The sequence below is a fragment of the Pseudomonas sp. AK181 genome, assembly GCF_051122975.1.
GTDB lineage: Bacteria > Pseudomonadota > Gammaproteobacteria > Pseudomonadales > Pseudomonadaceae > Aquipseudomonas > Aquipseudomonas lactis.
Map to the genome: position 1 here is coordinate 4951055 of NZ_CP146348.1, position 25810 is coordinate 4976864.

27 protein-coding genes and 1 tRNA gene are annotated in these 25810 nt (G+C 59.2%); 5 read left to right on the top strand and 23 right to left on the bottom strand.

What is annotated here, in order from left to right; all coding sequences use genetic code 11:
- Positions 1 to 5: 5 nt before the first annotated feature.
- The 18 genes from V8689_RS22625 to V8689_RS22710 form a co-directional block, all read right to left on the bottom strand.
- A complete protein-coding gene (locus V8689_RS22625; protein WP_056791360.1) occupies positions 6 to 1727 on the bottom strand; it encodes a ShlB/FhaC/HecB family hemolysin secretion/activation protein in 1722 nt (573 codons plus the stop codon).
- A gap of 400 nt (positions 1728 to 2127) precedes the next feature.
- Positions 2128 to 2203: transfer RNA gene (locus V8689_RS22630), tRNA-Lys, on the bottom strand.
- A gap of 123 nt (positions 2204 to 2326) precedes the next feature.
- Positions 2327 to 2974 (bottom strand): 7-carboxy-7-deazaguanine synthase QueE, encoded by a 648-nt coding sequence (queE, locus tag V8689_RS22635; protein WP_056791161.1) that lies wholly within the window; start codon positions 2972 to 2974, stop codon positions 2327 to 2329.
- Positions 2975 to 3138: 164 nt separating this feature from the next.
- The gene (ybgF, locus tag V8689_RS22640; protein ID WP_056791158.1) at positions 3139 to 3969 is read right to left on the bottom strand and encodes a tol-pal system protein YbgF; all 831 of its coding nucleotides are present in this window, start codon (positions 3967 to 3969) and stop codon (positions 3139 to 3141) included.
- Between the two features lie 6 nt (positions 3970 to 3975).
- On the bottom strand, positions 3976 to 4476 hold the full coding sequence (gene pal, locus V8689_RS22645) for a peptidoglycan-associated lipoprotein Pal (protein ID WP_003193861.1): 501 nt from the start codon (positions 4474 to 4476) through the stop codon (positions 3976 to 3978).
- Between the two features lie 55 nt (positions 4477 to 4531).
- Complete coding sequence (gene tolB / locus V8689_RS22650; protein ID WP_056791155.1) at positions 4532 to 5812, bottom strand: Tol-Pal system beta propeller repeat protein TolB; 1281 nt, start codon at positions 5810 to 5812, stop codon at positions 4532 to 4534.
- 17 nt (positions 5813 to 5829) lie between these two features.
- Positions 5830 to 6903: a cell envelope integrity protein TolA gene (gene tolA / locus V8689_RS22655; RefSeq protein WP_003193863.1), complete on the bottom strand. Its 1074-nt coding sequence runs from the start codon at positions 6901 to 6903 to the stop codon at positions 5830 to 5832.
- Positions 6903 to 7355, bottom strand: a complete 453-nt coding sequence (tolR, locus tag V8689_RS22660) for a protein TolR (protein ID WP_161793227.1) — start codon at positions 7353 to 7355, stop codon at positions 6903 to 6905. The genes tolA and tolR overlap by 1 nt, the downstream gene beginning before the upstream one ends.
- Before the next feature lie 23 nt (positions 7356 to 7378).
- The gene (gene tolQ, locus V8689_RS22665) at positions 7379 to 8074 is read right to left on the bottom strand and encodes a protein TolQ (protein WP_003193865.1); all 696 of its coding nucleotides are present in this window, start codon (positions 8072 to 8074) and stop codon (positions 7379 to 7381) included.
- 1 nt (position 8075) lies between these two features.
- Entirely contained in the window at positions 8076 to 8531 is a 456-nt protein-coding gene (gene ybgC / locus V8689_RS22670) for a tol-pal system-associated acyl-CoA thioesterase (RefSeq protein ID WP_003193866.1), read from the bottom strand.
- A gap of 238 nt (positions 8532 to 8769) precedes the next feature.
- Positions 8770 to 9828 carry a Holliday junction branch migration DNA helicase RuvB gene (ruvB, locus tag V8689_RS22675; protein WP_003193867.1) on the bottom strand — a complete coding sequence of 353 codons (1059 nt, stop codon included), beginning with the start codon at positions 9826 to 9828 and terminating at the stop codon, positions 8770 to 8772.
- Positions 9829 to 10440: a Holliday junction branch migration protein RuvA gene (gene ruvA, locus V8689_RS22680; protein WP_003193868.1), complete on the bottom strand. Its 612-nt coding sequence runs from the start codon at positions 10438 to 10440 to the stop codon at positions 9829 to 9831. It lies immediately after the preceding gene.
- Between the two features lie 70 nt (positions 10441 to 10510).
- Positions 10511 to 11035 carry a crossover junction endodeoxyribonuclease RuvC gene (gene ruvC, locus V8689_RS22685; RefSeq protein ID WP_019821257.1) on the bottom strand — a complete coding sequence of 175 codons (525 nt, stop codon included), beginning with the start codon at positions 11033 to 11035 and terminating at the stop codon, positions 10511 to 10513.
- A 160-nt stretch (positions 11036 to 11195) separates the two neighbouring features.
- Positions 11196 to 11942 (bottom strand): YebC/PmpR family DNA-binding transcriptional regulator, encoded by a 747-nt coding sequence (locus tag V8689_RS22690; protein WP_003193870.1) that lies wholly within the window; start codon positions 11940 to 11942, stop codon positions 11196 to 11198.
- Positions 11943 to 12246: 304 nt separating this feature from the next.
- Entirely contained in the window at positions 12247 to 14022 is a 1776-nt protein-coding gene (gene aspS, locus V8689_RS22695; protein WP_032895509.1) for an aspartate--tRNA ligase, read from the bottom strand.
- Between the two features lie 108 nt (positions 14023 to 14130).
- Positions 14131 to 14352: an FmdB family zinc ribbon protein gene (locus V8689_RS22700; RefSeq protein ID WP_003193872.1), complete on the bottom strand. Its 222-nt coding sequence runs from the start codon at positions 14350 to 14352 to the stop codon at positions 14131 to 14133.
- Between the two features lie 162 nt (positions 14353 to 14514).
- Complete coding sequence (locus V8689_RS22705; RefSeq protein WP_056791152.1) at positions 14515 to 14868, bottom strand: ribbon-helix-helix domain-containing protein; 354 nt, start codon at positions 14866 to 14868, stop codon at positions 14515 to 14517.
- A 181-nt stretch (positions 14869 to 15049) separates the two neighbouring features.
- Complete coding sequence (locus V8689_RS22710) at positions 15050 to 15523, bottom strand: Dps family protein (RefSeq protein WP_003193874.1); 474 nt, start codon at positions 15521 to 15523, stop codon at positions 15050 to 15052.
- A gap of 427 nt (positions 15524 to 15950) precedes the next feature.
- On the opposite strand from V8689_RS22710, the gene V8689_RS22715 reads away from it, so the two are divergent.
- Positions 15951 to 16553, top strand: coding sequence for a cold-shock protein (locus V8689_RS22715; RefSeq protein ID WP_003193875.1), 603 nt, complete (start codon positions 15951 to 15953; stop codon positions 16551 to 16553).
- 75 nt (positions 16554 to 16628) lie between these two features.
- Here the strand turns inward: V8689_RS22715 and V8689_RS22720 are convergent, their stop codons facing one another.
- Positions 16629 to 16835: a SlyX family protein gene (locus V8689_RS22720; protein ID WP_056791149.1), complete on the bottom strand. Its 207-nt coding sequence runs from the start codon at positions 16833 to 16835 to the stop codon at positions 16629 to 16631.
- 3 nt (positions 16836 to 16838) lie between these two features.
- Positions 16839 to 17264: an HIT domain-containing protein gene (locus V8689_RS22725; protein ID WP_056791146.1), complete on the bottom strand. Its 426-nt coding sequence runs from the start codon at positions 17262 to 17264 to the stop codon at positions 16839 to 16841.
- A gap of 739 nt (positions 17265 to 18003) precedes the next feature.
- Here V8689_RS22725 and V8689_RS22730 point away from each other — a divergent pair.
- Positions 18004 to 19302: an OprD family porin gene (locus V8689_RS22730; protein WP_003193878.1), complete on the top strand. Its 1299-nt coding sequence runs from the start codon at positions 18004 to 18006 to the stop codon at positions 19300 to 19302.
- A gap of 181 nt (positions 19303 to 19483) precedes the next feature.
- Here the strand turns inward: V8689_RS22730 and V8689_RS22735 are convergent, their stop codons facing one another.
- Both V8689_RS22735 and V8689_RS22740 read right to left on the bottom strand, forming a co-directional pair.
- The gene (locus V8689_RS22735) at positions 19484 to 20326 is read right to left on the bottom strand and encodes a mechanosensitive ion channel family protein (RefSeq protein ID WP_056791140.1); all 843 of its coding nucleotides are present in this window, start codon (positions 20324 to 20326) and stop codon (positions 19484 to 19486) included.
- A 136-nt stretch (positions 20327 to 20462) separates the two neighbouring features.
- Complete coding sequence (locus tag V8689_RS22740; protein ID WP_003193880.1) at positions 20463 to 20948, bottom strand: YajQ family cyclic di-GMP-binding protein; 486 nt, start codon at positions 20946 to 20948, stop codon at positions 20463 to 20465.
- Between the two features lie 123 nt (positions 20949 to 21071).
- On the opposite strand from V8689_RS22740, the gene V8689_RS22745 reads away from it, so the two are divergent.
- The 3 genes from V8689_RS22745 to V8689_RS22755 are packed head-to-tail and all read left to right on the top strand — an operon-like array spanning position 21072 to position 24653.
- Positions 21072 to 21989, top strand: coding sequence for a putative 2-dehydropantoate 2-reductase (locus tag V8689_RS22745; protein WP_056791634.1), 918 nt, complete (start codon positions 21072 to 21074; stop codon positions 21987 to 21989).
- 46 nt (positions 21990 to 22035) lie between these two features.
- Positions 22036 to 24072: a sensor histidine kinase gene (locus tag V8689_RS22750; RefSeq protein ID WP_056791137.1), complete on the top strand. Its 2037-nt coding sequence runs from the start codon at positions 22036 to 22038 to the stop codon at positions 24070 to 24072.
- A gap of 2 nt (positions 24073 to 24074) precedes the next feature.
- The gene (locus V8689_RS22755; RefSeq protein ID WP_014719723.1) at positions 24075 to 24653 is read left to right on the top strand and encodes a cob(I)yrinic acid a,c-diamide adenosyltransferase; all 579 of its coding nucleotides are present in this window, start codon (positions 24075 to 24077) and stop codon (positions 24651 to 24653) included.
- Between the two features lie 111 nt (positions 24654 to 24764).
- On the opposite strand, the gene V8689_RS22760 is transcribed toward V8689_RS22755, so the two are convergent.
- Positions 24765 to 25709, bottom strand: coding sequence for a Nudix family hydrolase (locus tag V8689_RS22760; RefSeq protein ID WP_056791134.1), 945 nt, complete (start codon positions 25707 to 25709; stop codon positions 24765 to 24767).
- Positions 25710 to 25810 lie beyond the last annotated feature (101 nt).

Consider the following 25810-nt stretch of genomic DNA (forward strand, 5'->3'; position numbering starts at 1 on the left):
TTGAATTACAGGAAGAAATCCAGGCGGAAGTAGATCGGCGCTTCGCGCTCAAGCAGCGCGGCCGGTCGTTCCAGCGAGTGGGCAAAGGTCACGCTGGTGCTCACGTGTTGGCCGCGGGCGAACAGCTCGAGGGAGTTGCTTGAGACGCGGCCGTGCACTTCGCCGTTGTAGCGGCCGTTGCGGATCACGCCCTGGTCGTAACCGACGCTGGCGCCGTATTCGCCAAACACCGGGCGCAGCCAGCCGAGGGTCACCGGGCGGCTCCAGCGCAGGTCATTGCGCCAGTAGCCGCCGCTGTCGCCGGTCAGCTGCTGGTCCTTGTAGCCGCGAACTGAGGCTGACCCGCCGAGGCTCATGCGCTGGGGGCTGAACAGTACGTCTTCGCTGCGTTGGCCGGTGGCCAGGCTGGTGAAACTGAACGACTCGCCCCACAGCGTGAAGGGTTGCAGGTAGCTGACCGTGGCGGTGTATTTGCGGTAGCGGGAATTGGCCAGTCGATTGCCGTTCTGATCGCGCTCATGTTGCGCCTGGGCATCGAGCAAACCGATGCCGTCCTGCATGCCGAGGTCAACGTTGACAAACGCACTGCCAACTCGCCGACCGTGGTTGATGCCCCACTGCAACTCGCTGAGGCGATTGCTGCTGACGGCCAGGCGGCTGTCTTCGATGTAGTTATTGGTGCGCAGGTGGGACAGGCCGACGTTGAGCGAGGTTTTGCTCAGGGCGTCGCGGTGGATCACCCGCTCAGCGCGCAGTTGGTGGTTTTCACTGTCACCGGTTTGCTTGAAGTCAAAGCCGTCGCCTTGGGCAACCGAGCGGTAATCGCTCTGGTTGTAGCTGTAGCTGAAGTTCCACCAGCCCCAGGGCACGTTGTAGTAGAGCATCGCGTTCTTGGAGGTTTTCTGGTGGTCACTGATGGCGTCGTGGCCGCCGCGCAGAATCAGTTGGTCGGCCAGGCCCAAGGGGCTGTCCCATTCAAAGCCGGTGCCCCACTGCTGTTCGCCGGTGCTTTTCTGGCCATCGTTGTTGCGCGACAGGCTGGCGCGCCAGGGCTTCTGCGGGTTGTTTTTGACCAGCACCGAACTGCCGCCCACGGCATCGCCTGGCGTCAGTTCCATTTGGGCTTGGTTGGAGGGCAAGCGGTTGAGCTGGTCGACGGCCTGCTCGATTTCCCGCAGGTTCAATATCTCGCCGCTTTTGCCGGGGAAGGCCATGGCCAGCTCGCGGTCCGACAGTTTGCTGTTGTCAGCGCCCTTTAGGCCTTCGAGTTTGCCTTCCACCACCAGCACTTGCAGATGCCCCTTGGACATATCTTGCTGGGGCAAGTAAGCGCGGCTGGTGACCAGGCCTTTGTCGATGTAGAAGTCGGTGAGGTCTTTGAGCAAGGCGTTGAGTTGTGAAACGCCCAGGCATTGATTGGTGTACGGCTTGAGCAGACGCTCGCGCTGAGTGACAGGCAGGTGCTCGGCACCTTGCAGTTCAATGGTCTGGATCGGGAAGCAACGGCTGTCCACCGGGGCCGCCGGCGCTTCGGGCCTGGCCTCTTTGCCGGGCAGCTCTTTGAGCTGTTCCAGGCGCCGCTGCTGATCTTCCAACAGGCGGTTTTGCCGCTCGCGGATCAGGTCCTGATCACCCGGGAGGGTTGCCGCCATCACGCTGTGGGAAACGAGGCAGGCAAGCAGGGCAATACTCAGTGAATACCGAGTCCGTGGCAGTTGGGAAGACATGTTCGATCCATCGAATTTACGAAGGGTGGCAAACTAACATCGTCCGCCCCTCACGCCAATAAACCGACTGCACTTTAGGAAATATCTCAAAAAATTCGTAAGCAGCTGACACATAAGAAAAAACAACCAAACAGGAAAGAATTTCGTTTGGAGTTCTGAGCTGGTTTCCGACCAGCGGTATCAGGTTTGATACACATGAGGGCGCACACGAACGACCGGACTCTTCGGTCAGCACCGGTCCGCGTATGAATATTAGAATTTAAGGAATGCTTTTTGGACGGTGACAGAATCTGAGCAAGGGATGACTCAGCGTCGACTTGGACCTGCCAAATGACAGGCAAAAAAAAACCCGGAAATCCTCACTTACGTGGGCCTTCCGGATTTTCTAAACCGCCAAAAATGGTGGGTCGTGTGGGATTCGAACCTACGACCAATTGGTTAAAAGCCAACTGCTCTACCAACTGAGCTAACGACCCGCTGTGTGGTGGCGCGTATAATACTGATTTCTAAGGATTATTCAACACCTTATTTTAAATAAATCAGAAAAAACGCATTTGTACGGTAATTCGGTGGGTAGAACGCCTATCGCAGCCGCCTGATCAGCGCCCTGGCTCGTCGTTCCACAGGTACTTGTGCAACTGCAATTGCAGGCGCACCGGCAGGTTGTCGGCCACTACCCAGTCGGCCAGGTCGCGGGCGTTCAGGTCGTGATGGCTGGGCGAGAACAGTACCTCGCCCGCCCGCCGCTCCAGGCCATACTGGATCAGCTTGGAAGTGGCCCAGTCGTAATCGTCGCGAGAACAGATGACGAACTTGACCTGATCGTTGGCCGTCAGCAAGTTGATGTTCTCGTAGCGGTTGCGGTGGGCTTCCTTGGAGTCCGGCGTCTTGAGGTCGACCACTCGGCTGACGCGCGAATCGACGGCAGAGATGTCCAGGGCGCCGCTGGTTTCCAGTGACACCTCGTAGCCGGCGTCGCACAGTTGCTTGAGCAAGGGGATGGCGTTGGGTTGCGCCAAGGGCTCACCGCCCGTCACGCAGACGTAGCGCGGCCGGTAGCCGGCAACCTGTTCCAGGATGTCGTCGAGGGTGCGCACTGTGCCGCCGCTGAAGGCGTAGGCGCTGTCGCAGTATTGGCAGCGCAATGGGCAGCCGGTGAGCCGTACAAATACGGTGGGCAGGCCAGCAGTGCGCGTTTCACCCTGCAACGAGTAAAAGACTTCGGTAATACGTAATGTGTCTTGCATAGTCGCCACGGGCGTAACAGCTAAACAGGCTGTCCGCCTCCGTCAGGCACTTCAAGGGATTGCGCCAACGCGTCAACCCCAGGAAGCGTGTTTCATAAAAGGGCGTGGATTCTAACGAAAAAACCCGCGACAAGCGCGGGTTTCTTCCAAACGGGCTGCATTGCTTACAAGCGTTGCAGGTCCCGCTGGGCCAACTGAGCCGCGGAGGTACCCGGGTACTGGGCAACCACCTGCTGCAGAATGCCTTTGACCTTGTCGGTATGACCCAGGCGGCGTTCTACATCAGCGAGCTTGTACAGCGAATCCGGAACCTTGGCGTGCTTGGGGTACAGCTGGCTGACCTTGGCAAAAGCCTGGCCTGCCGCTTGTAAATCACCCTTTGCCAGGTTGACCTCACCCAACCAGTACTGGGCATTGCCCGCGTATTGGCTGTTAGGGTATTTGCGCAGGAAAGCGGTAAAAGCCTGGCTGGCTTTATCGAAGTCCTTGGCCTTGATCAGGTCGAAGGCTGCATCGTAATACAGTTTTTCCTTCGCTGGATCACCCGGCTCGCTGCTCGCAGCAGGGGCAGCAGCAGCGGCCCCCGCTGCGGCGCCACCGGCAGCGGCACTGGGTGCGCCACCGGCAGAAGAATTATCAGGAGTAGCGGCAGGTGCAACACCGGCTCCAATACGACGATCAAGATCCTGGTATCGCTCCAGGCCTTCTTGCTTCAGCTGACGCACTTCATTTTGCAGAACTTCAATGGTGCCTTGTTGCTGCGCCAATTGATCCTGCATGCGTTGCAGCTGGTTGAACAGCTCGCCCTGTGCCGAGGGAGCGGACGTAGCCGCTCCCCCCGCATAGGCGCCGTTCGTGCCATAACCTGCTGGCGGATAACTGCTCCCGCTATTGTTATAGCCTGAGTTGCTATCCGTTACAGGAACCGCAGCCCACACCGCAAGCGGTGCGAAGCTGAGAGCCAATACAGTTAGAGCACGACGGCACGTTCGCATGACGAATTACTTACGCAGTTCGACGCGACGGTTCTGAGCCCACGACTGTTCGTCGTTGCCAGTTGCAACTGGACGCTCTTTACCGTAGGAAACCAGTTCCAGTTGGCCTGGAGCAACACCTTGCAGTACCAGGTAGCGCTGAACGGCTTTCGCACGACGCTCGCCCAGAGCCATGTTGTACTCACGAGTACCACGGGCGTCAGTGTTACCTTCCAGAACAACGCGAGCGCCGTTAGCTTTCAGGTCCTTGGCGTGAACGTCCAGAGCGCGCATGGCTTCTGGCTTCAGGTCCGAACTGTCGTATTCGAAGTAGAAAGTGGTGATAGCGCGCAGAGCAGCTTCTTCGCTCAGGGAGCCGTCGACCGCACCAGTGTTGGCGCCGTAACCAGCGTTTGGATCAACAGCTGCGCCTTCACCGGCATTGTCGCCGCCTTTAGAGGAGCAACCAACGGCTACGGACAGAGCCAGAGCCAGAGCAGCAAACTTACCAAACTTCAGCATTTCCATCGTGAAACTCCTAATGAACCCCAGTGTGTTAAGTACTTCTTTTTGTAGCGCCGCGTCAGTTCAGGTAAGGGGACCAGGATGGTTCTCTGACTTCGCCTTGTGCGGTAGGAAGTGGGAGCCTTACGCGTCCATTGATGGACACGAGCATCAAGACTCCCCGGCCCTGCTGGCGGGTGGCGTAGATTACCATGGTGCCGTTGGGCGCAACAGTGGCTGACTCATCAAGGTTGGTATCTGTAAGGATTTTTACGGTTCCGCGCTGCAAATCCTGGGCCGCAACCCGGAAATTAGTGAAACCATCCTGACGGTGAATCATCACCAACGTCTTTTCATCGGCCGAAAGCTTGGGGTTGGCGTTGTAGTTACCAATAAAGGTCACACGTTCCGCACCGCCGCCGTTCACACTTGACTTGTAGATCTGAGGCTTGCCGCCACGGTCGGAGGTGAAGTAGATGGTCGAACCATCTTTACCCCAGAACGGTTCGGTGTTGATGCCCTGGCCGTTGGTCACACGACTCAGCTGGCGCGAGGCCATGTTCATCACGTAGATATCCGGGTTGCCGTCCTTGGACAGCACGAATGCCAGGCGCGAACCATCCGGCGACCAGGCTGGCGCACCATTGAGGCCTTCGAAGTTGGTGATCTGCTCACGACGGCCAGTATCGATGTGCTGCACAAAGATGCGCGGGCGACGCTGCTCGAACGATACGTAGGCAATACGCTTGCCGTCCGGCGCAAAGCGCGGCGACAGGATTGGCTCACGGGACTGCAGCAAAGTCACTGCACGTGCACCGTCGTAGTCCGAACGCTGCAGGGTGTAGCGGGTGTTGTCTACAGAGAAACGCTCAGCCGTGACATACAGCAGGCGCGTGGAGAACGCCCCTTTGATACCGGTGAGTTTTTCAAACGACTGGTCCGAGATGTAGTGGGCCATGTCGCGCAGTTGTTCGGCGGTGCCCGATACGCTGCCGGTCAAAACCTGCTGCTCGGTGGCCACGTTGAACAACGTGTACTGGATCTGCAGGCGACCGCCGGCCGGCGTGATGCTGCCGACCATCAGGTACTGGGCACCGACCGCCTTCCAGTCACGGAAGATGACTTCGCTGGCCTGAGTCGGCTGGCTGATCATGTTGCCTTTTGGAATCGGCGCGTAGTAACCGGAGTTACGCAGGTCGTCGCTGACGATCTGGGCCATGTCGTCCGGCAGCACGCTGCCGCCCTGCCAACCGAACGGCACAACTGCAATCGGGGTGGCCCGATCACTGCCGCTGGTTACCAGGATGTTCTTTTCATCCGCCGCCGCTATCCCTGCCATACAGCAAATAACGACAAGCATTCCTCGAAGAAGGTTTCTCACAAGGCTAAATCCTCAGGTGTGAATGTCATCTTGAATGAACGATAGGGAGCGAAGTCACTTGGTTTCATTCCCTGCATCTCGGTCAACCGGCCAATATTCTTGACCGCGGCAACCGCCGAACTGTCGAACGAACCGTCACCACTGGACTTGGCCACGCTGACCGAAGTCACCGTACCGTCCGGCAACATGCCGATCTGCAGCACTACTGTCATGCCTTTACGTGCCGAAGGTGGACGTGTCCAACCTTCTGCTGCCCGCGCCCGAATCAGGTCGTCGAAACTGCCCGCGACTTCATCGCCACGCTCATCGGCCAAGGCTTGCTGACGCTGCGGCGTGTCGGAAAGCAAATCTGCCAGGGCCTGGGCCTTTTTCTCTTCGGCGGATTTGCGTGCTGCTTCCTGGGCCTTTTTCTTGGAGGCGTCGGCGGCAGCTTTCTTCTTCGCTTCGTCGGCGACTTTCTTCTTCGCCTCGTCTGCTTCAGCTTTTTTCTTGGCGTCTTCGGCGGCTTTCTTCTTCGCGTCTTCGACGATCTTTTTCTTGGCTTCTTCAGCGGCCTTTTTCTTGGCCTCTTCTTCGGCAGCCTTCTTGGCTTCTTCTTCCGATTTCTTCTTGGCTATATCAGCCAATTGTTTCTCTTCGGCCTTTTTCGCTTCGGCAGCTTTCTCGGCTTTCTTGGCTTCATCAGCCTTTTTCGCCTCGTCGGCCTTCTTGGCTTCGTCAGCCTTTTTCGATTCCTCGGCCTTTTGAGCCGCCTCTTCTTTCTTTTGTTCCGCAGCAGCCTTCACCGCTTCCTGCTCGACCTTCTTCTGTTCCATCTGCTCGACTTCAGTCTGGCGCGCGGCCGACTTCTGGGCCTCACCCGCAATCTTCTGATTGGTCTGGGTGGTGGCCTGGCTTTTCGATTTCAGCTGATACAGGGTCGCCTGCACGATCGGCTTGGCTGGCGGCAAATCCGGAGTCATGGCAAAGCTGACGAACAGCATGCCGAACACCAGGACGTGCAGGGCAATTGCCCACACGCCAGGCCAGAAGTAGCTTTCCGAGGCGGACGGCTCTCGCTGTTGCTGCATCAGGGCGCCTCGGTAATCAAGCCAACGTTACCGACGCCGGCCTTCTGCAGCCCGCCCATGGCACCCATGACGGAGCCGTAGTCGACCGATTTGTCACCCCGGATAAATACCTGGGTGTGCTTGCCGCCTTCGTTGCCGGAGCGAATGATCTTGGTCACCGCGTCGGTCATGGCCGGCAAGGTCAGGGCCTTGTCCTGCTGCTTTTGCGTGTCGACTTCGCTGCCAAGGTTCCAGTAATAGGTCTTGTCAGCCTTGATCGAAATGGTCAGGACCTGAGTGTTGTTGTCCTGCGGCAAGGCTTCACTGGAAACCTTGGGCAGATCAACCTTCACGCCCTGGTTGAGCATCGGCGCGGTCACCATGAAGATCACCAGCAGTACCAGCATCACGTCGATGTAAGGCACTACGTTCATCTCGGCGACCGGCTTGCGCTTTTTGCGAGCTCGAGCGATTAAAGCCATTGGGAATTACCTGCTTATTCTTCGCTGGTGTGCACTTTACGGTGCAGGATCGCCTGGAATTCATCGGCGAAGGTGTAGTAACGGCCGATCAAGGTTTCGCTGGTGGCGGCAAAACGGTTGTAGGCGATTACTGCGGGGATAGCGGCGAACAGGCCGATCGCGGTGGCGATCAGGGCTTCGGCAATACCCGGGGCCACGGTGGCCAGTGTGGCTTGCTGCGCCTGGGCCAGGCCGCGGAAGGAGTTCATGATGCCCCATACGGTACCGAACAGGCCGATGTACGGGCTGACGGAACCCACGGTGGCAAGGAACGGCAAGCCCTGCTCAAGTTTCTCTTCTTCGCGGGAGATGGCAACGCGCATGGCACGGGCCACGCCTTCCATCACCGCTTCCGGGTCTACACCAGGCTGCTGGCGCAGACGAGAGAATTCCTTGAAGCCGGCACGGAAGATCTGCTCGACGCCCGAGTCCGGGTCCGGGTTGCTGCCGGCCTGGCGGTACAGCTTGGACAGGTCGATACCCGACCAGAAGCGCTCTTCAAAGCTCTCCAGGGCACGTCGACCGGCACGCAGCATGTTGCTGCGCTGAAAAATCATGACCCAAGAGGTAACCGATGCGGCTACCAGGGTCAGCATGACCAGTTGAACCACGACACTGGCATTGCTGACCAGGCTCCACATGGAGGAATGGTCGACGACGGTAGGTTCCACGCTAAATCTCCTGCTTTGATTGTTGACCCGCGCCGCTCACGGCGGCAAAGGCCGCGCGTAGAGTTTCGGGAATGGCCCGAGGTTTCAAGCTGTTGGTGCGCACACACGCCACCAGGAACTGCCCCTCACAGAGCAGCGTTGCATCCGTGGCCCGCCTGACCTGCTGTTTGAAACGCAGGCTGGCACGGTTCAATTCGATGACTTCGGCACTGACCAGCAATTCGTCGTCCAGTCGCGCCGGTGCGTGGTAACGCGCCTCGCTGGAATGCACGACGAATAACAGGTCCTCGCCTACAAGCTCGGACTGGGCAAAACCCAACTCCCGCAGCCGCTCGGTTCGAGCCCGTTCCATGAATTTCAGGTAATTGACGTAATAAACGATGCCGCCGGCATCGGTGTCCTCGTAATAAACGCGACAGCGATGTGCGAACGACTGATCCCCGTTTTGCGCGCGCATACTCTAGTGCTTACTCCTCAGGTTGCCAATTGGCTGGGCAACTGTTTTTTCATTCCTGAACGCTTTCAAATGACGACGCCAGACACTGGGACAGCACAAAGCTCGGATAAATCACCCCACATGACAAATACCCTGTAGGAGCGAGCTTGCTCGCGAAGAACCTGAGCACGCCGCGTATAACCAGACATACCGCGTCATCGTTGGCGTTTTTCGCGAGCAAGCTCGCTCCTACAATTTTTTAATCGTCTACTGCATCGAGGAATTCGTCTACCACGGGCATCTCTCCCAATCGTGACGGAATGTTTAGCCCAAAGTGCAGGTAAGCATGCCGCGTCACCACCCTGCCCCGCGGGGTTCGCATGATGTAGCCCTGCTGGATCAGGTAGGGCTCCAGCACATCTTCAATGGTATGGCGCTCTTCACTGATGGCCGCAGCCAAACTGTCCACGCCGACCGGGCCACCGTCGAATTTCTCGATCATGGTCAAAAGTAAGCGCCGATCCTGGTGATCAAAACCATGCTCGTCCACGTCCAGCAGGTTCAACGCCAGGTCCGCCACCGCCTTGGTGATGTGGCCCTTGGCACGCACTTCGGCAAAATCGCGCACGCGGCGCAGCAAGCGGTTGGCGATGCGTGGCGTACCGCGGGCGCGTCGAGCGATCTCAAACGCGCCTTCCGGGTCCAGGGGCAGGCCAAGGATACTCGCCGAACGGCTGACAATGGTCGCCAGATCGGCGGTGCTATAGAACTCTAGACGTTGAACAATGCCGAAACGGTCTCGCAGCGGGTTGGTCAACATGCCTGCGCGGGTGGTCGCGCCCACCAGCGTGAATGGCGGCAGGTCGAGCTTGATCGAGCGGGCCGCCGGGCCTTCGCCGATCATGATGTCGAGCTGGAAGTCTTCCATGGCCGGGTACAGCACTTCCTCGACAATCGGCGACAAGCGATGGATTTCGTCGATAAACAGCACGTCATGGGGTTCTAGGTTGGTCAGCAGCGCCGCCAGGTCACCCGGCCGTTCCAGCACCGGGCCGGAGGTGGACTTGATCGACACGCCCATTTCCTGGGCGATGATATTGGCCAGGGTGGTCTTGCCCAACCCCGGCGGGCCGAAGATCAAGGTGTGGTCCAAGGACTCACTGCGCCCGCGCGCGGCCTGGATAAACAGCTCCATCTGCTCGCGCACGGTGGGCTGGCCGATGTATTCGGCCAGGCTCAGGGGGCGGATGGCCCGGTCCTGGACTTCTTCACGGTCACGCGGGCCGGTGGCCGCGATCAGACGATCGGCTTCAATCACTTAAATCATTCCCTTCAGGGCACGGCGAATCATGTCTTCAGCGCTCAGGTTCTTGTCCTTGATGGCCGATACGGCCTTGCTGGCTTCCTGGGGCTTGTAGCCCAGGGAGATCAGCGCATTGACCGCATCGCTTTCTGCGCTGGCGACCTGGGCCGCCGGCATATCCGGCTGGTTCGGTACCAGGGCGAACATGCTCGGTACCACCTCCCAGGCTTTGAAGCGGTCCTTGAGCTCGACCAACAAACGCTCGGCGGTTTTCTTGCCGACGCCCGGCACCTTGGTCAGGGCCGAGGTGTCCTGGGCGGATACAGCACGCACCAATTCATCCACTTCCAGGCTCGACATCAGGGCCAGGGCCAATTTGGGCCCCACGCCATTGAGACGAATCAGCTCGCGGAAGAAATCGCGGTCACGCTTGCCGATGAAACCATAGAGTAGTTGCGCGTCTTCGCGCACCACTAAATGCGTGTGCAAGGTTATCGGCTCGCCGACCGACGGCAGGCGATACAGGGTGGTCATGGGCACTTCCAGCTCATAACCCAACCCATTCACATCCAGAATCAGGTGCGGCGGCTGTTTCTCAGCCAGGGTGCCGCGCAAGCGTCCAATCACGGTTCAGATCCTTAAAGCTTGGGGGTCAGTGCAAGGCCTGACCGCAAAAATAACGATTGCGCTGATGCTATCAGAGACGCAGGCGCCCGCCACGACTACGTGCTGCGCCCAAGCCATGAGGCAGCAGGCTGGAGCGGGTATGGGCATGGCAAATGGCGATGGCCAGGGCGTCCGAGGCGTCGATCTGCGGCTTGGACGTGAGCTTGAGCATGTGCATGACCATCATCTGCACCTGCTCCTTGTTGGCGCCACCGGTGCCGACCACAGCCTGCTTGACCTGGGTCGCGGTGTACTCAGCGATCTCCATGCCCTCCTCGGCACCCGCCACGATGGCAGCGCCACGGGCTTGGCCGAGCTTCAACGCCGAGTCGGCATTCTTGGCCATGAAGACTTTTTCGATGCCCATGGTGACCGGGCCGTAGGTCTGGATGACTTCACGCACGCCGCGATAAACGATCTGCAGCCGCTCGGCCAACTCGCCGGCACCGGTGCGGATGCAACCCGAGGCGACGTACACACAGCCGCGCGGGGTTTGCTGCACTACGCCAAAACCGGTGATGCGCGAACCGGGGTCGATACCTAGGATTAAAGTCATAACGCCTGCGGGTTTATCAGTTGAGGCGTCAGAAGCGACGCTATTCCACTGTAGGAGCGAGCTTGCTCGCGAAAAAACCCGATAGCGACGCGGGGTGCCAGATACCCAGCGTTATCGTTAACGACCTTCGCGAGCAAGCTCGCTCCTACAGTGGTGGGTGTCAGGTGAGTTGTTCGGCTACCGATTCCGGGATGTCGGCATTCGAATACACATTCTGCACATCATCCAGGTCTTCAAGCATGTCCAGCAGCTTCAGCACCTTTTGCGCACCGTCCAGGTCCAGTTCAGCACTGGTGGTCGGCAGCATCACGATTTCCGCGTCGGTGCCGTTGAAACCAGCGGCTTCCAAGGCGTTACGCACGGCGTAGAAGCTGGCGAACGAGGTAAATACATCGATGGAGCCGTCTTCGTTGGTCACGACGTCATCGGCATCCGCTTCCATCGCGGCTTCCATCAGCGCGTCTTCATCGGTGCCGGGTGCGAAGGTGATCTGCCCCTTGCGCTCGAACAGGTAGGCTACCGAGCCATCCGTGCCGAGGTTGCCGCCGCATTTGCTGAACGCATGGCGCACGGCTGCCGCGGTACGGTTGCGGTTATCGGTCATGCATTCGACCATCACCGCCACGCCGCCCGGGCCGTAGCCTTCGTAGGTCAGCTCGACCATGTCGTCGGTATCGGCTGCGCCGGCACCACGGGCCACGGCGCGGTCAATGATGTCGCGGCTCATGTTCGCGCCCAAGGCCTTGTCCAGCGCCAGGCGCAGACGCGGGTTGGAGCCCGGGTCACCGCCACCCTGGCGGGCTGCGACGGTCAGTTCGCGGATCCACTTGGTGAAGATTTTGCCTTTCTTGGCATCCTGACGCTCTTTGCGGTGCTTGATGTTCGCCCACTTGGAATGGCCAGCCATAACACAACTCCGAATTCTCTAAAAAACTTATCAATCCCGCCCCCCCGGCGTAATGCCGTTCAGTTAAGCGTATATCACCCTCTGTAGGAGCGAGCTTGCTCGCGAAAAACGTCAACGATAACGCGTGTTTCCTGATAGAACACGGCGCCTGTGGGTTTTTCGCGAGCAAGCTCGCTCCTACAAAAAGCCTTAACTGAACGGCATTACGCCCCAAGCGAGATTTCCCTCTTTTAAACGCAAAGGCGCATCCGAAGATGCGCCTTTTTGACTGCCTACCACTTTATCGCGCTTTCACGCAGCAGCCTTACTCAGCCTTCGGCGTCTCACGCAGGCGGATGTGCAACTCGCGCAAGGCCTTGGCATCCACCACACCCGGCGCCTGGGTCATGACGTCCGCAGCGCTCTGGGTTTTCGGGAAGGCGATCACTTCACGGATCGACTGGGCACCGGTCATCAGCATCACCAGACGGTCCAGGCCGAACGCCAAACCACCGTGCGGCGGCGCGCCGTATTTCAGGGCGTCGAGCAGGAAGCCGAATTTCTCTTCCTGTTCCGCTTCGTTGATGCCCAGCAGGCGGAATACCGCTTGCTGCATCTCTTTGCGGTGGATACGGATCGAACCGCCACCCAGTTCAGTACCGTTGAGCACCATGTCGTAGGCACGGGACAGCGCGCCGGCCGGGTTGGCTTCCAGCTCCTGCGGGGAGCACTTCGGCGCGGTGAACGGGTGGTGCAAGGCGCTGAAGCTGCCGTCGTCGTTCTCTTCGAACATCGGGAAGTCCACAACCCACATCGGTGCCCATTCGCAGGTCAGCAGGTTCAGGTCGTGACCGAGCTTGATACGCAGCGCGCCCAGGGCTTCGCTGACGATCTTGGCCTTGTCGGCGCCGAAGAACACGATGTCGCCGTCAACCGCACCGACGCGATCAAGGATCGTGTTCAGGTTGGCTTCAGGGATGTTTTTCACGATCGGCGATTGCAGGCCGTCGACACCGTTGGCGCGCTCGTTGACCTTGATGTAGGCCAGGCCCTTGGCACCGTAGATGCCGACAAACTTGGTGTAGTCGTCGATCTGCTTGCGCGGCATGCTCGCGCCACCAGGCACGCGCAGGGCGGCGATACGGCATTTAGGGTCGTTGGCCGGGCCGCTGAACACCTTGAAGTCAACGTCCTTGAGCTGGTCGGCCACGTCCACCAGTTCCAGCGGGTTACGCAGGTCTGGCTTGTCGGAACCGTAGCGGCGCATGGCTTCTTCGAAGGTCATGTGCGGGAATTCGCCGAACTCCAGGCCCAGCACTTCCTTGAACAGGTTGCGGATCATTTGTTCGGTCAGGCCCATGATCTCTGTTTCATCGAGGAAGCTGGTCTCGATGTCGATCTGGGTGAATTCCGGCTGGCGGTCAGCGCGCAGGTCTTCGTCACGGAAGCACTTGGCGATCTGGTAGTAACGGTCGAAGCCGGCCACCATCAGCAGTTGCTTGAACAGCTGTGGCGATTGCGGCAAGGCGAAGAAGCTGCCGGCGTGGGTGCGGCTCGGTACCAGGTAGTCACGCGCGCCTTCCGGGGTGGCCCGGGTGAGGATCGGCGTTTCGACGTCCAGGAAGCCGTTTTCGTCGAGGAAGCGGCGGATGCTGGTGGTCATGCGCGAACGCAGGCGCAGCTTCTCGGCCATTTCCGGACGACGCAGGTCCAGGAAGCGGTAGCGCAGGCGGGTTTCTTCGCCCACATCGGAGTATTCGTTGAGTGGGAACGGCGGGGTTTCCGACTCGTTCAGCACTTCCAGCTCGTAGCCCAGCACTTCGATGCCGCCGGACGCCATGTTCTTGTTCACGGCACCGGCCGGACGCAGGCGTACCTTGCCGGTGATCTTCACCACGTATTCGCTGCGCACGCGGTCGGCGGCGGCGAAACTCTCGGCGCGGTCCGGGTCGAACACCACCTGGGCCAGACCATCACGGTCACGGATATCGAGGAAGATCACCCCGCCGTGGTCGCGGCGACGGTGAACCCATCCGCAAAGGGTGATTTCCTGACCTTCCAGGGTCTCGTTCAGTTGGCCGCAATAGTGGCTGCGCATCATGGTCGTGGTTTCACTTCTCGTAATTCGAAATTCGGTGGCAGGCCTGCCTCGTCACCGTACAGTTAAGCAGGGGACGGATAATGCAGGAGCCTGCGCGTAGAGTTCAACTCAGTCTGCTTTGTCGCCGCCCGCCAGGTTCTTCTTGGCGCCGGTCTTGAAATCGGTCTCGTACCAGCCGCTGCCGCTCAGGCGGAAGCCCGGCATGGACAACATCTTCTTCAACTCAGGTGCCTGGCAGGCAGGGCAATCGACCAGCGGCGCGGCGCTGATCTTCTGAATGGCTTCCAACTGATGACCACAGGAAGCGCATTGATAGTCGTACATGGGCATGGAGATGTCTCGGCGATCAGATCGTTACAGCGCCACGCCCTGCCCTGTGCATAAAGCCCGGCATGCGCAGCAAAGCGCGGGATTATATCTGGTAAATCAACACAGCGCAGCCGGCTTTGTGCCCAGGGCCCGGCCCGCCGGGATGACGGGCCGACCACCGGACTACTGCGCGAGCGTGTCCCCGGACGCGAGGGCGCCCCGGCCTTTGAGCACGTGGACCACGCACACCACCCTCACCAGCCCACTGAAGTTCTTCACGCCTCCGTAACGCAAATGCACTTCCCGATCGACATAGGACAACAACGCACTGACCGAACAGGTATTGAGCCTGGCGATTTCCGTCAGGATGTTCCAATAGATCTGTTCAAGGCGCAGGCAGGTAGAAAACCCATTGAGCCTGACCGACCGGGACAGTGGCTTGGCCAGTCCCATATCAAAACCCTTCGAAAAAGGGTCAACTTTTATCTTGTGAAAACCACAGGCTTCCATCACTCCCTTACCCACTCCACGTGACATACACCTGACACTCCATTGCCAAACAGCAGCCAACAGGTTTCTCCCATTGGACGATGGGCCTATAAAACAGCAGCCAGCGCAGAGCAGCCAGAAGACGGGGAGTAGTTAGTCGTAGGACAACGCCAGGAAGCGCAGGGAAACCAGCAGGCAGCGCCCAAAAGGCGCCGCCTGGGTTTAACCGTTACTGGTTTTCGAGCAGGGAGCGCAGCATCCACGCGGTTTTCTCGTGAACCTGCATACGCTGGGTCAAGAGGTCCGCCGTCGGCTCATCACTGACTTTGTCGAGCAATGGGAAGATACCTCGCGCGGTACGCGTGACCGCTTCCTGGCCGGCCACCAACTGCTTGATCATCTCTTCGGCGCTCGGCACACCCTCTTCTTCCTTGATGGAAGACAGGCGCGCGTAAATCGAATAGGCACCCGGCGCCGGGAAGCCCAGGGCACGGATACGCTCGGCAATGGAGTCCACTGCCAGCGCCAGTTCGTTGTACTGCTCCTCGAACATCAGGTGCAGCGTGCGAAACATGGGGCCTGTGACGTTCCAATGGAAATTGTGGGTCTTCAGATACAGAACATAGGTATCGGAAAGCAGGCGGGAAAGTCCGTCGACGATGGATTTACGGTCTTCTTCACTGATACCAATATCGATTGCCATGTGTTTCCCCTTCAATTGACGAGCATTCATTGATCAGGTGCAGCTCCACTCTAGCAAGAGAGTGCGCCATGTGCAGCCCGGCACACCCGGGCGACATGCGGCAAATCGCCCCGCACCGCCTGCGGGATCTGACTTGGCAAGCCTGTTTACCTGTGGGAAGAGTCTCGGCACGCCAGTGAAAAATCCCGCACCTGTCTAGGACAAGCGTTTGACGCAGAAATGCCATGGCCGTGGCAACACCCCGAAATGCTTGATTTGAGTAGGCACAGCCTTTGCTGTTAAATAGACGCGGTGTGGCTGCCGTTTATTCCTGCGGCACGTCACATAGGCTGATACCCGCGCACGTGCTCAACGCCTCCCATTGTTCAGAAGCGAACCGTGCCAGTCAGCTCTTCCTTGTGATCCGTCTTAACGTGAGTTAACCAAAATGTTGAAAATCGTCCACCTGCTAACGGGCGTTGCAGCGTTGCTGCTGTCCTTTATTCCGAGCCTGCAGCCTGAAAGCCTGCCCTATCTGGAACAACACGACGCCCTGTACCTGGCCTTGTTCGGCCTTCTTAACCTGACGCTCGCACCGGTAATCCCTTACTGGAACAAAGGCACGCGTCATCAACTGCAAAACCTGGTCAGTGCGCTGCTGGTGCTGACTGTTGTCGTACAAACCCTCACCCTCCTGGCGCCCATGCCTGAAGTCGGGGGCCATCCGGCCATCCTGCTCAGCCTGGTGATTGCTGTGGTCGCCATCGTTCTTCACCTGGCCATCAGCTTCTACCGCTCGTCTCCAGCGGCCGCGTCGCAAAACTATGACATGACCAACCGGGATACCGGGACCGTCAAGTGGTTCAACACCTCCAAGGGCTTCGGCTTCATTTCCCGCGATTCGGGCGACGATATCTTCGTCCACTTCCGAGCCATTCGTGGCGAAGGCCATCGCGTCCTGGTCGAAGGCCAGCGCGTGGAGTTCTCGGTGATGAACCGTGACAAAGGCCTGCAAGCCGAAGACGTCATCGCTGCCCTGCCGCGTCGCTGATTCCCCAGCCTTCGCAGCAAAAAAAAACCGCGATCCAGCCTTGGCTGGGTCGCGGTTTTTTTATTGCGTGCGCATTCAATAGTGGGGCGGCGGCGCTTCTTCTTCGGATGTCTCGAACTGCCCGCCCATTTCTTCCTGGCGCTTGAGCAGTGCAGTCATCTGCAATTGCAGGCGTTCGACGGCTCGCTGCTGGGCAACCAGGATGTCATTGAGGGTTTCAATGGTGTCGTCCTGGAAGGCCAGGCGGCTTTCCAGGTCGGTAACGCGTTCTTGCAGGTCCATGGTTCAGTCCTGGGTGAAAATGAAGTCGGCAGGCAATAGCTCGCGCAATCGGCTGCGAATCGCGGCGATCTGCGCTTCGGTGTAGGGCCGGGCTGGATGCTTGCCCCACACCGGGGCTGGCCAGGCGGCGTCATCGCGCTTGCGCACAATCACATGCACATGCAACTGGCTGACCACGTTACCCAGCGCGCCGATGTTCATCTTGTCGGCCGCCAGCCCCTCGTTGAGCAACTGCGCCAAGGCTGTCGTTTCTTGCCACAAGGTTTGTTGATCTGCGACATCCAGTTGAAACACTTCGCTGATACCGTTGATGCGCGGCACCAGGATGAACCAGGGGTAATTGGCGTCATTGGACAGCAGCAGGCGACAGAGCGGGAAGTCCCCAATGGCCAAGGTATCTTGTTGCAGGCGTTGATCTAAGGCGAACACGTGGCACTCCGTTCGGCAGGTCAGTAACAGGTGCCCAGCATACCTTCGAATGCCCAAGGCTTCACGGGCAATGCTGGCGGCCTTGAGGCAGCCGGGCAAAAAAATGCACCCTTTAGAGGCAGTAACTCAGGATAGCAACGCTAGGCCGGGGCTCAACGGGATGCACCAAAATGACCCACCTGTGCCTCAAAGAGATCCGCCGATTACCCACTGATAAGGGTCAACCGGTAACGTTTTACCCAGGTACAGGATTCAGGTACCACCGAACCGGGGTAACACCTTGGCGTCAAGCTAAAGCCAAATGGCGTAAAACCCCCGTGCTTATGCGGCTTTTACAGGTTCATCACACTTTTCACGAAAAAATGACATTCGGTCAGCGGTTTGAGCACGCTTGTTGCATTCACCCCCATATCGTCGGCAACGGCACCCGTTTGGATACAGGTGTTTCGCGATAAAAACAGTGGCGTTTCAATGTGTATCAGGGAAGCGTTCAAACTTTGAAAGAAGTCTGAAAACAGCATTGAAGTTGTCAGCCTGGATACATTTGGGCTGTGAATTTGCGACATGGATCTAGCGATTTACGACAGCCTCGTAAAGAAGCTGAAAGGATAGTTGAGTAAGTATCGTCAATAGGGTCTGCGTGAGCTAACTTTGCGCCGACACAAAAAGAAAGAGCCGCCCAGATAAAAATACAGGTGGGACGGCAGTACTCTTCCTAAAACCAAAGGAGCAAATCACGATGCGCGTGATGAAGTGGAGCATGATCGCCCTGGCTGTTTCAGCAGGCACCTCGCAGTTCGCAATGGCGTCCGCCCAGGACGATTCCAAGGGCTTTGTTGAAGACAGTACGTTCAGCATCAATACTCGCGCGCTGTACTTCAGCCGTGACTTCCGTAATGAGCCAGGCGGCGGTTACAGCACCGTCAACGGCAAGCGTAAGAGCCGTGCTGAAGAAACCGGCCTGGGCTTCAATGCCCTGTACGAATCGGGCTTCACCCAGGGCACCATTGGTGTCGGTGTTGATGTGATCGGCCTGATGGGCCTCAAGCTCGACAGCGGCAAGGGTCGCGCCGGCACCGGCCTGTTCCCTACTGGTTCCGACGGTCGTTCGCAAGATGACTATTCCAAAGGCGGCGGCGCGGTCAAGTTCCGCATCTCCAACACGGTGCTGAAGGTGGGTGACCAATACACCACAGCCCCAGTGTTTGCCTCCGACGACAGCCGCTTGCTGCCAGAGCTGCCACAAGGTATCTCGATCACCAGCAACGAGATCAAGGGCCTGAAGCTTGAAGGCGGTCACTTCACTTCCAGCGTCGCGCAGAACCAGACCTACCACGACAGCCTGGGCCTGACCAAAACCGACTTCGTCGGTGGCGTGTATGCCTTCACTCCAGAAGTCACCGGCAGCCTGTACTACGCGAAAACCGAAGATTACTTCCGCAAGTACTACAGCAACCTGAACTGGACCCACGCCCTGAGCGATGATCAGTCGTTCGCGCTGGACTTCAACATCTACGACACCAAGAGCGACGGCGCCGGCCTGCAACGCGCAGAGAAAGATGGCGTGACCAAGCTCGACAACCGCGCATTCAGCTTGCAGGGTGCGTACACCATCGGCGCTCACACCTTCACCCTGGCAGCCCAGAAAGTCACCGGTGACGGCGACTACGGTTACGGCGTAGACGGCGGCGGCACGGTGTTCCTGGCCAACTCCATCGCCCGTTCCGACTTCAACGCCGAAGGCGAAAAGTCCTACCAGGCGCGTTATGACATCAACATGGCAACCTTCGGCATTCCGGGCCTAAGCTTCATGACCCGTTATGTCACCGGTAGCGGCGCCAACACGGGCACCACCAGCAACGGCAAAGAGTGGGAACGCGACATCGAAGCCAAGTACGTGATCCAGAGCGGCCCGGCAAAAGACCTGAGCCTGCGTCTGCGTCAAGCGACTTACCGTTCCGGTGATGGCGTGTACTACGGTTCGCCGTCGATCGATGAGCTGCGTCTGATCGCCAACTACCCGCTGAACATCTTGTAATTGCCGGTTTAATTACAACGATGACTTGAGGCTTAGGCCTTAAACAAAAAGCCGCTCCTCTGTTCAACAGGGAGCGGCTTTTTTATTGCAGTTTTATTTCAATCAACAAAACAACTAGCAAGCTAAGTAACTAGTTTGTCAAAGCTGACCTTTCGGCCAAGTCTGATAGCGTCACGCCAAGTTATTTCGTGGCACTTTCCTGCATCACCCGAATAACCCGTTGCGGAAACGGAATATCAATCCCGGCCGCTTTCAAACGGTCACGCGCCAGTTCATTGAGCATAAACACCACGTCCCAATAATCCGGGGTGTTGGTCCAGCAACGCAGGGAGACGGTGATAGAGCTGTCGCCCAAGGTCGATACCACCGCGACGGCGGCAGGGTCTTTAAGTACACGCGGGTCTTCAGCCAGAGCCAGCAGCACTTCACGGGCCTTCTGCAGGTCCGCCTCATAGTCCACACCCACGTCAAATACAACCTTGCGGGTCGGCTGGCGGTTGGTGTTGGTGATAAGGCCGTTGGACAGGCTGCCGTTGGGAATGATCACCGTCTTGTTGTCGCCGGTGCGCAACACCGTGTGGAAGATCTGGATGCTGTCCACGGTACCCGAGGTGCCTTGGGCTTCGATCCAGTCACCGATGCGGAACGGACGGAACAACAGAATCAGCACGCCGCCGGCAAAGTTCGCCAGGCTGCCTTGCAAGGCCAGGCCGATAGCCAGGGTAGCGGCACCGATCGCCGCCACGAACGAGGTGGTGGCCACACCGATCATCGAGGCCACGTTGACCACCAGCATGACTTTGAGCGCGATGTTGGCAAGGCTGGTGATGAAGTGTTGCAGGGCCATGTCCGCGTTACGCATGGCCAGCAGGCGGCCCACACGTTGAGTCAAGACATTGATCAGCCACCAGCCGATAGCCAGGGTGACCAACGCCAGCAATACGCGGCTGCCGTATTCCATGATCATGGGGATCCAAGACTGGGAGGTCTTGATCAGGTGATCCATTTCAGCGTTCAAATCCATCTACTTTCTCCTGTTGTGCGGCGATAAGGCTCGACTGACTGCCTGAAAACGCAATTGAGCCCCGAAGGGCTCAATTGTAGGCAATGATGCTGGGGCGTGGGACGTCAAAAGTGCCCACAGGTTCCCCAAAGTGCCATCAGTCGCGGAAGTTATTGAACTGCAGTGGCATGTCAAACGTCTTGGCGCGCAGGGCCGCGATGGCCTCTTGCAGGTCGTCACGCTTCTTGCCGGTAACGCGAACCTGCTCGCCCTGGATGGCGGCCTGGACCTTGAGCTTGGCGTCCTTGATGTGCGCCACGATCTTCTTGGCCAGCTCTTTGTCGATGCCTTCCTTGAGCACGGCTTCCTGCTTCATCAGCTTGCCGGAGGCGTAGGCATCCTTGACTTCCAGGCACTGCACGTCGATCTTGCGCTTGACCAGGGCCAGCTTGAGGATCTCGATCATCGCTTCCAGCTGGAAATCGGCTTCAGCGGTCAGGTTGACGGTCAGTTCCTTTTCCTTGAATTCGAAGCTGCCCTTGCCTTTCAAGTCGTAGCGACGGTCCAGTTCCTTGACGGCGTTCTCGACGGCGTTGGTGACTTCGTGTTTGTCCAGTTCAGATACCACGTCGAACGAAGGCATGTGATTTCTCCAATATAAGGGGCGGGCTCAGTAGAGATGGAGCGCGCCCGAGCTAAAATGCCGGAGCATTATAGCGGTTCTTTCGCGCCGTTCACCGCTGGCGAGCTTATGGAGTACACACTGATGTCGACCCCCTGGCACATTCTTGGCGCCGGCAGCCTGGGCACCCTCTGGGCCGCACGACTGGCGCGCGCCGGCGTGCCCGTCAGGCTGATCCTGCGCAATGAGGCGCGCCTGGGCGACTATCGAGCCGGCCAGGGTCTGACACTGGTCGAGCACGGTGTGGAACAGACTTACCCGGTAGTCGGCGAAACGCCTGACAGCCCAGAGCCAATTCATCGCCTGCTGCTCGCATGCAAAGCCTACGACGCCCAAAGCGCTATCGCCCAGTTGCAACCTCGACTGACGCCCGACGCCGAACTGATCCTGCTGCAAAACGGCCTTGGCAGCCAGGACGCAGTGGCCGCACAAGTACCGTCGGCCCGTTGCATCTATGCCTCCAGTACCGAAGGCGCGTTTCGCGAAGGCGACTGGCGGGTGGTATTTGCCGGCCATGGTTTCACCTGGCTGGGGGATGCGAGCCACCCCACGCCACCGCTGTGGCTGGACGACCTGCAAGCGGCCGGCATTCCCCACGATTGGGCCAGCGATATCCTCACGCGCCTGTGGCGCAAGCTGGCGCTCAATTGCGCCATCAATCCCCTGACCGTGCTTTACGAATGCCGCAACGGCGGCTTGCAAGCCCACGCGTGTGAAGTGGCGACCTTGTGCGCTGAACTGGCCGAGCTGCTCGAATGCTGCGGCCAACCCGCCGCCGCACAGGACCTGCACAGCGAAGTTCAGCGGGTGATCCAGGCCACGGCAGCCAATTACTCGTCCATGCACCAGGACGTGGCCAACGCCCGACGTACCGAGATCAGCTACCTGTTGGGCTACGCCTGCCAGGCGGCGGCCCGCCATCAATTGGTGTTGCCACATCTGCACCAGCTGCAAGCGCGCCTGGTCGAGCATTTGCGCGCACGCGGATTGGCCAGCGACTGAGGCACGCGCTACCCTGCCTACCTGTCTATCACCTGGGAAAACCCTGATGCCACTGCGCCAGCGTCTTGAAAATCTACCGGTAGGGCAGAAACTGCTGGCCGCCCTGCTGGTGTTGTTGACCACCGTATTACTGGTGGCCAATCTGACGTTTATCAGCGCTGCCTACTGGATCTCCCAGGAAAGCATGGCCCCCCAGGCCTTGCAGTCCATCGGTCGACTGGTGTCCAACCCCGCGCTCGCCGCCGAGGCCCTTGAGTCTCCGACCAAGGCCGAGGCGCTGCTCAATGAGCTGACCAGCTATTCACCGTTGCGCGCCGCCGCCCTGTACGACGGCGAAGGCAACCGCCTGGCGCAGATGCAGCACGGCGACCGCCTGCACCTGCCGGACCACTACCGGCATATCGAAGCCTGGCGCCTCACCGAATTTCGCAGCAACCAGGTCATCACCCTGCCCCGCGGCAACCAGCCTTCGGGGTATTTGTTGCTGGTGGCCAGCAGTGAGCTGCCGGTGGCGTTCTATACCGGCACCCTGACCGCGAGCCTGGGCATCCTGATTTTCAGTGTGTTGCTGTGGCTGGTCATCGCCCGGCAGATCAAACGCCTGATCACCCGACCAATTCATGAACTTGAAGAACTGTCTCGCCAGGTGACCCGCGAGGAGAACTACGCCTTGCGGGCCGGGCGTGGCAACCGTGATGAAATCGGCAGCCTGGCCGAAGCGTTCAACACCATGCTGTCGCGTATCGAAGCCCGTGAGCAGCAGCTCAAACGCGCGCGCGACGATTCCCAAGCCGCGTATGACCAGGCCCAGGGTTTGGCCGAAGAAACCCGGCATACCAACCGCAAGCTGGAGCTGGAAGTCCAGGTGCGCAGCAAGATCGAGAAAAAGCTCACGGGTTTCCAGAACTACCTGAACAGCATCATCGACTCGATGCCCTCGGCGCTGATCGCCCTGGACGAACAACTCTATGTCACCCAGTGGAACCAGGAAGCCACCGCCCTCTCCGGTACGCGCCTGGACGAAGCCCTGAACCAGCCGGTGTTTCTGGCCTTCCAGCCGCTCAAGCCGTACCTGCCACAGATCAAGGCCACCGTGGAGCAACACACGGTGGAGCGGATCGAGCGGGTCACCTGGATCAAGGACGACGAGCCCAAGCATTACGCGCTGACGTTCTACCCATTGATGGGCGGCGCCGGACGCGGTGTGGTGATCCGAATCGACGACATCACCCAGCGCCTGTCCCTGGAAGAAATGATGGTGCAATCGGAAAAAATGCTCTCCGTGGGCGGCCTGGCCGCAGGTATGGCCCATGAGATCAACAACCCGCTGGGCGCGATCCTGCATAACGTGCAGAACATTCGCCGGCGCCTGTCCCCCGAGCTGCCCAAGAACCTGGAACTGGCCGAACAAGTGGGCATCGAGCTGGAGACAGTCAACCGTTACCTGCAAGGCCGTGAAGTCCCGCAACTGCTCGACGGCATCCAGCAGGCCGGCGCACGTGCCGCGAAGATCGTCACCCACATGCTCAGCTTCAGCCGCCGCAGCAATCGCCAGATGGCGCCTTGCGATTTGCCGGCGCTGATCGACCAGGCCGTGGAAATCGCTGGCAACGACTTTGACCTGACCATCGGCTTCGACTTCAAGGGCCAGGCGATCATCCGCCAGTTCGATCCGCAACTGGGCCCGGTGCCCGGCACTGCCAACGAACTGGAGCAAGTGCTGCTCAACCTGTTGAAGAACGCCGCCCAGGCCATTCACCTGCGCGAAGACGACAGCGAGCCGGGGCGCATTATCCTGCGCACCCGCCTCAACCCGCCGTGGGCAGAAATCCAGGTGGAAGACAACGGCATCGGCATGAGCGAAAACGTGCGCAAACGTACATTCGAACCGTTCTTTACCACCAAGGAAATCGGCCAGGGCACCGGGCTAGGCCTGTCGGTGTCGTACTTCATCATCACCAACAACCACAAGGGCCAGATGGAAGTGCATTCCACCCTGGGCCAGGGCACCTGCTTTACCTTGCGCCTGCCCCTGGCCGGCAGCCAATTGCCCACCACTGAACTCACCCAACTGGAGCACTGACCATGGGCTTTCGCCTGTCGAAGATCTACACCCGTACCGGCGACAAAGGCGAAACCGGCCTCGGCGACGGCCGCCGCGTGCCCAAGGACCATCCACGCGTGGAAGCGATTGGCGAGGTGGATACCCTGAATAGCCAACTGGGCCTGCTGCTGGCCAACCTTGAAGAACAAAGCGGCAAGCACCCGGGGTTGAAGGATGTGATTGAAGTGCTCACACCTTGCCAGCACCGTCTGTTTGACTTGGGCGGTGAGCTGGCCATGCCGGTGTACAAGGCGTTGAATGCGGCGGAAGTGGATCGACTGGAGGCTGCGATTGATCGTTGGAATGAGGAGGTTGGACCGCTGGAGAACTTCATCCTGCCCGGCGGCTCAGCCCTGATTGCCCAGGCCCATGTGTGCCGCAGCCTGGCGCGCAGCGCCGAACGCCGCTGTCAACACCTCAATGCGGTGGAGCCGTTGGAGGGTGTGGGGCTGGCGTATATCAATCGGTTGTCGGATTTGCTGTTTGTGGCGGCCAGGGTGATTGCCAAGCGCCAAGGGGTTGCGGAAGTGTTGTGGCAGGCGGCGGCCAAGCCACACTGAGCAGATCGTTCCCACGCTCTGCGTGGGAATGCATCAAGGGACGCTTCGCGTTCCAAAGCGTGACGCAGAGCGTCACAGTAGGCATTCCCACGCGGAGCGTGGGAACGATTATCAGAGCTGCGGCCAGAACGCCCGAATACCTGCCACACCTTGCGCACCAGCCTCCCAAGCCTGCTCCCGCTGCGCCGGGCCAACCCCGCCCAACAGAAACACCGGCTTGCTGAACCCGGCGATCAACTGCTGCGCCTGCTCCCAGCCCAACGGCTGGGCATCCGGATGAGTCTGGGTCGGCTGCACCGGCGACAGGGTGACAAAATCCACGTCCATCATTTCTGCCAGGGCCAGCTCTTCAGCGTTGTGGCACGAAGCCGCCAGCCAACGGTCTTTGGGCAGCGGTCGACCCTTACTGGCGTATTTGCGCAACTGCGCCGAAGTCATGTGCCAGCCGGCAGCGGGAAAATCACCCAGCCACTCAAACGGCCCCTTGAGCATCAGTTGCGCCTTGCCGGCACACAGGCCCACCGCATCTACTGCCAAGTCGCGGTATTTGGGGTCATAGCCGTTGGGCGCACGCAGTTGAACCAGCTTGATGCCACCGGCGATAGCCTTCTGGATACCGCGCAACAACGTCGGGGTTTCCAGCTCGCCAGGGGTGATCAGGTACTCGGCGGGCAAGCGTGCCGCAGCGACAATCGGCGCATTCGCCGCCGGGAATTCATAGTTGATCAGGTCGCGCGGTGCCACCCATTCCAACGGCTGCCCTTCGGCGCCATGGGGCTCGCCGGTAAAGGCCGAGACTTCCCAAACATCCAGCAATACCTGTTTGTCCGGGTAGTCATGTTGCACCTTGATCAGCGGCCGCGCCGTAGTGACCTGGATGCCCAGCTCTTCCTGCAGTTCACGGGACAAGGCCGTGGCAACCGACTCATCGGCCTCCACCTTGCCGCCGGGAAACTCCCAGAGGCCGCCCTGATGCTGGGTATCGGCACGGCGCGCCAGCAGGATCCTGCCATCGACACCGCGGATCACCGCTGCTGCTACATGCACTCGTTTCACGCCACTGCTTCCTCTCGTTATAGCCCTTTGTAGGAGCGAGCTTGCTCACGAAGAACGTCAACGATAACGCGTGCATCCTGGATAAACGCGGTGGCCTTGAG

Coding starts and splice junctions, on each gene's coding strand:
- V8689_RS22625 (WP_056791360.1), bottom strand. CDS start 1,727: ATGTCTTCCCAACTGCCACGGACTCGGTATTCACTGAGTATTGCCCTG.
- queE (WP_056791161.1), bottom strand. CDS start 2,974: ATGCAAGACACATTACGTATTACCGAAGTCTTTTACTCGTTGCAGGGT.
- ybgF (WP_056791158.1), bottom strand. CDS start 3,969: ATGCGAACGTGCCGTCGTGCTCTAACTGTATTGGCTCTCAGCTTCGCA.
- pal (WP_003193861.1), bottom strand. CDS start 4,476: ATGGAAATGCTGAAGTTTGGTAAGTTTGCTGCTCTGGCTCTGGCTCTG.
- tolB (WP_056791155.1), bottom strand. CDS start 5,812: ATGCTTGTCGTTATTTGCTGTATGGCAGGGATAGCGGCGGCGGATGAA.
- tolA (WP_003193863.1), bottom strand. CDS start 6,903: ATGCAGCAACAGCGAGAGCCGTCCGCCTCGGAAAGCTACTTCTGGCCT.
- ybgC (WP_003193866.1), bottom strand. CDS start 8,531: ATGCGCGCGCAAAACGGGGATCAGTCGTTCGCACATCGCTGTCGCGTT.
- ruvC (WP_019821257.1), bottom strand. CDS start 11,035: ATGACTTTAATCCTAGGTATCGACCCCGGTTCGCGCATCACCGGTTTT.
- V8689_RS22690 (WP_003193870.1), bottom strand. CDS start 11,942: ATGGCTGGCCATTCCAAGTGGGCGAACATCAAGCACCGCAAAGAGCGT.
- aspS (WP_032895509.1), bottom strand. CDS start 14,022: ATGATGCGCAGCCACTATTGCGGCCAACTGAACGAGACCCTGGAAGGT.
- V8689_RS22700 (WP_003193872.1), bottom strand. CDS start 14,352: ATGCCCATGTACGACTATCAATGCGCTTCCTGTGGTCATCAGTTGGAA.
- V8689_RS22705 (WP_056791152.1), bottom strand. CDS start 14,868: ATGTCACGTGGAGTGGGTAAGGGAGTGATGGAAGCCTGTGGTTTTCAC.
- V8689_RS22710 (WP_003193874.1), bottom strand. CDS start 15,523: ATGGCAATCGATATTGGTATCAGTGAAGAAGACCGTAAATCCATCGTC.
- V8689_RS22715 (WP_003193875.1), top strand. CDS start 15,951: ATGTTGAAAATCGTCCACCTGCTAACGGGCGTTGCAGCGTTGCTGCTG.
- V8689_RS22720 (WP_056791149.1), bottom strand. CDS start 16,835: ATGGACCTGCAAGAACGCGTTACCGACCTGGAAAGCCGCCTGGCCTTC.
- V8689_RS22730 (WP_003193878.1), top strand. CDS start 18,004: ATGCGCGTGATGAAGTGGAGCATGATCGCCCTGGCTGTTTCAGCAGGC.
- V8689_RS22735 (WP_056791140.1), bottom strand. CDS start 20,326: ATGGATTTGAACGCTGAAATGGATCACCTGATCAAGACCTCCCAGTCT.
- V8689_RS22740 (WP_003193880.1), bottom strand. CDS start 20,948: ATGCCTTCGTTCGACGTGGTATCTGAACTGGACAAACACGAAGTCACC.
- V8689_RS22745 (WP_056791634.1), top strand. CDS start 21,072: ATGTCGACCCCCTGGCACATTCTTGGCGCCGGCAGCCTGGGCACCCTC.
- V8689_RS22750 (WP_056791137.1), top strand. CDS start 22,036: ATGCCACTGCGCCAGCGTCTTGAAAATCTACCGGTAGGGCAGAAACTG.
- V8689_RS22755 (WP_014719723.1), top strand. CDS start 24,075: ATGGGCTTTCGCCTGTCGAAGATCTACACCCGTACCGGCGACAAAGGC.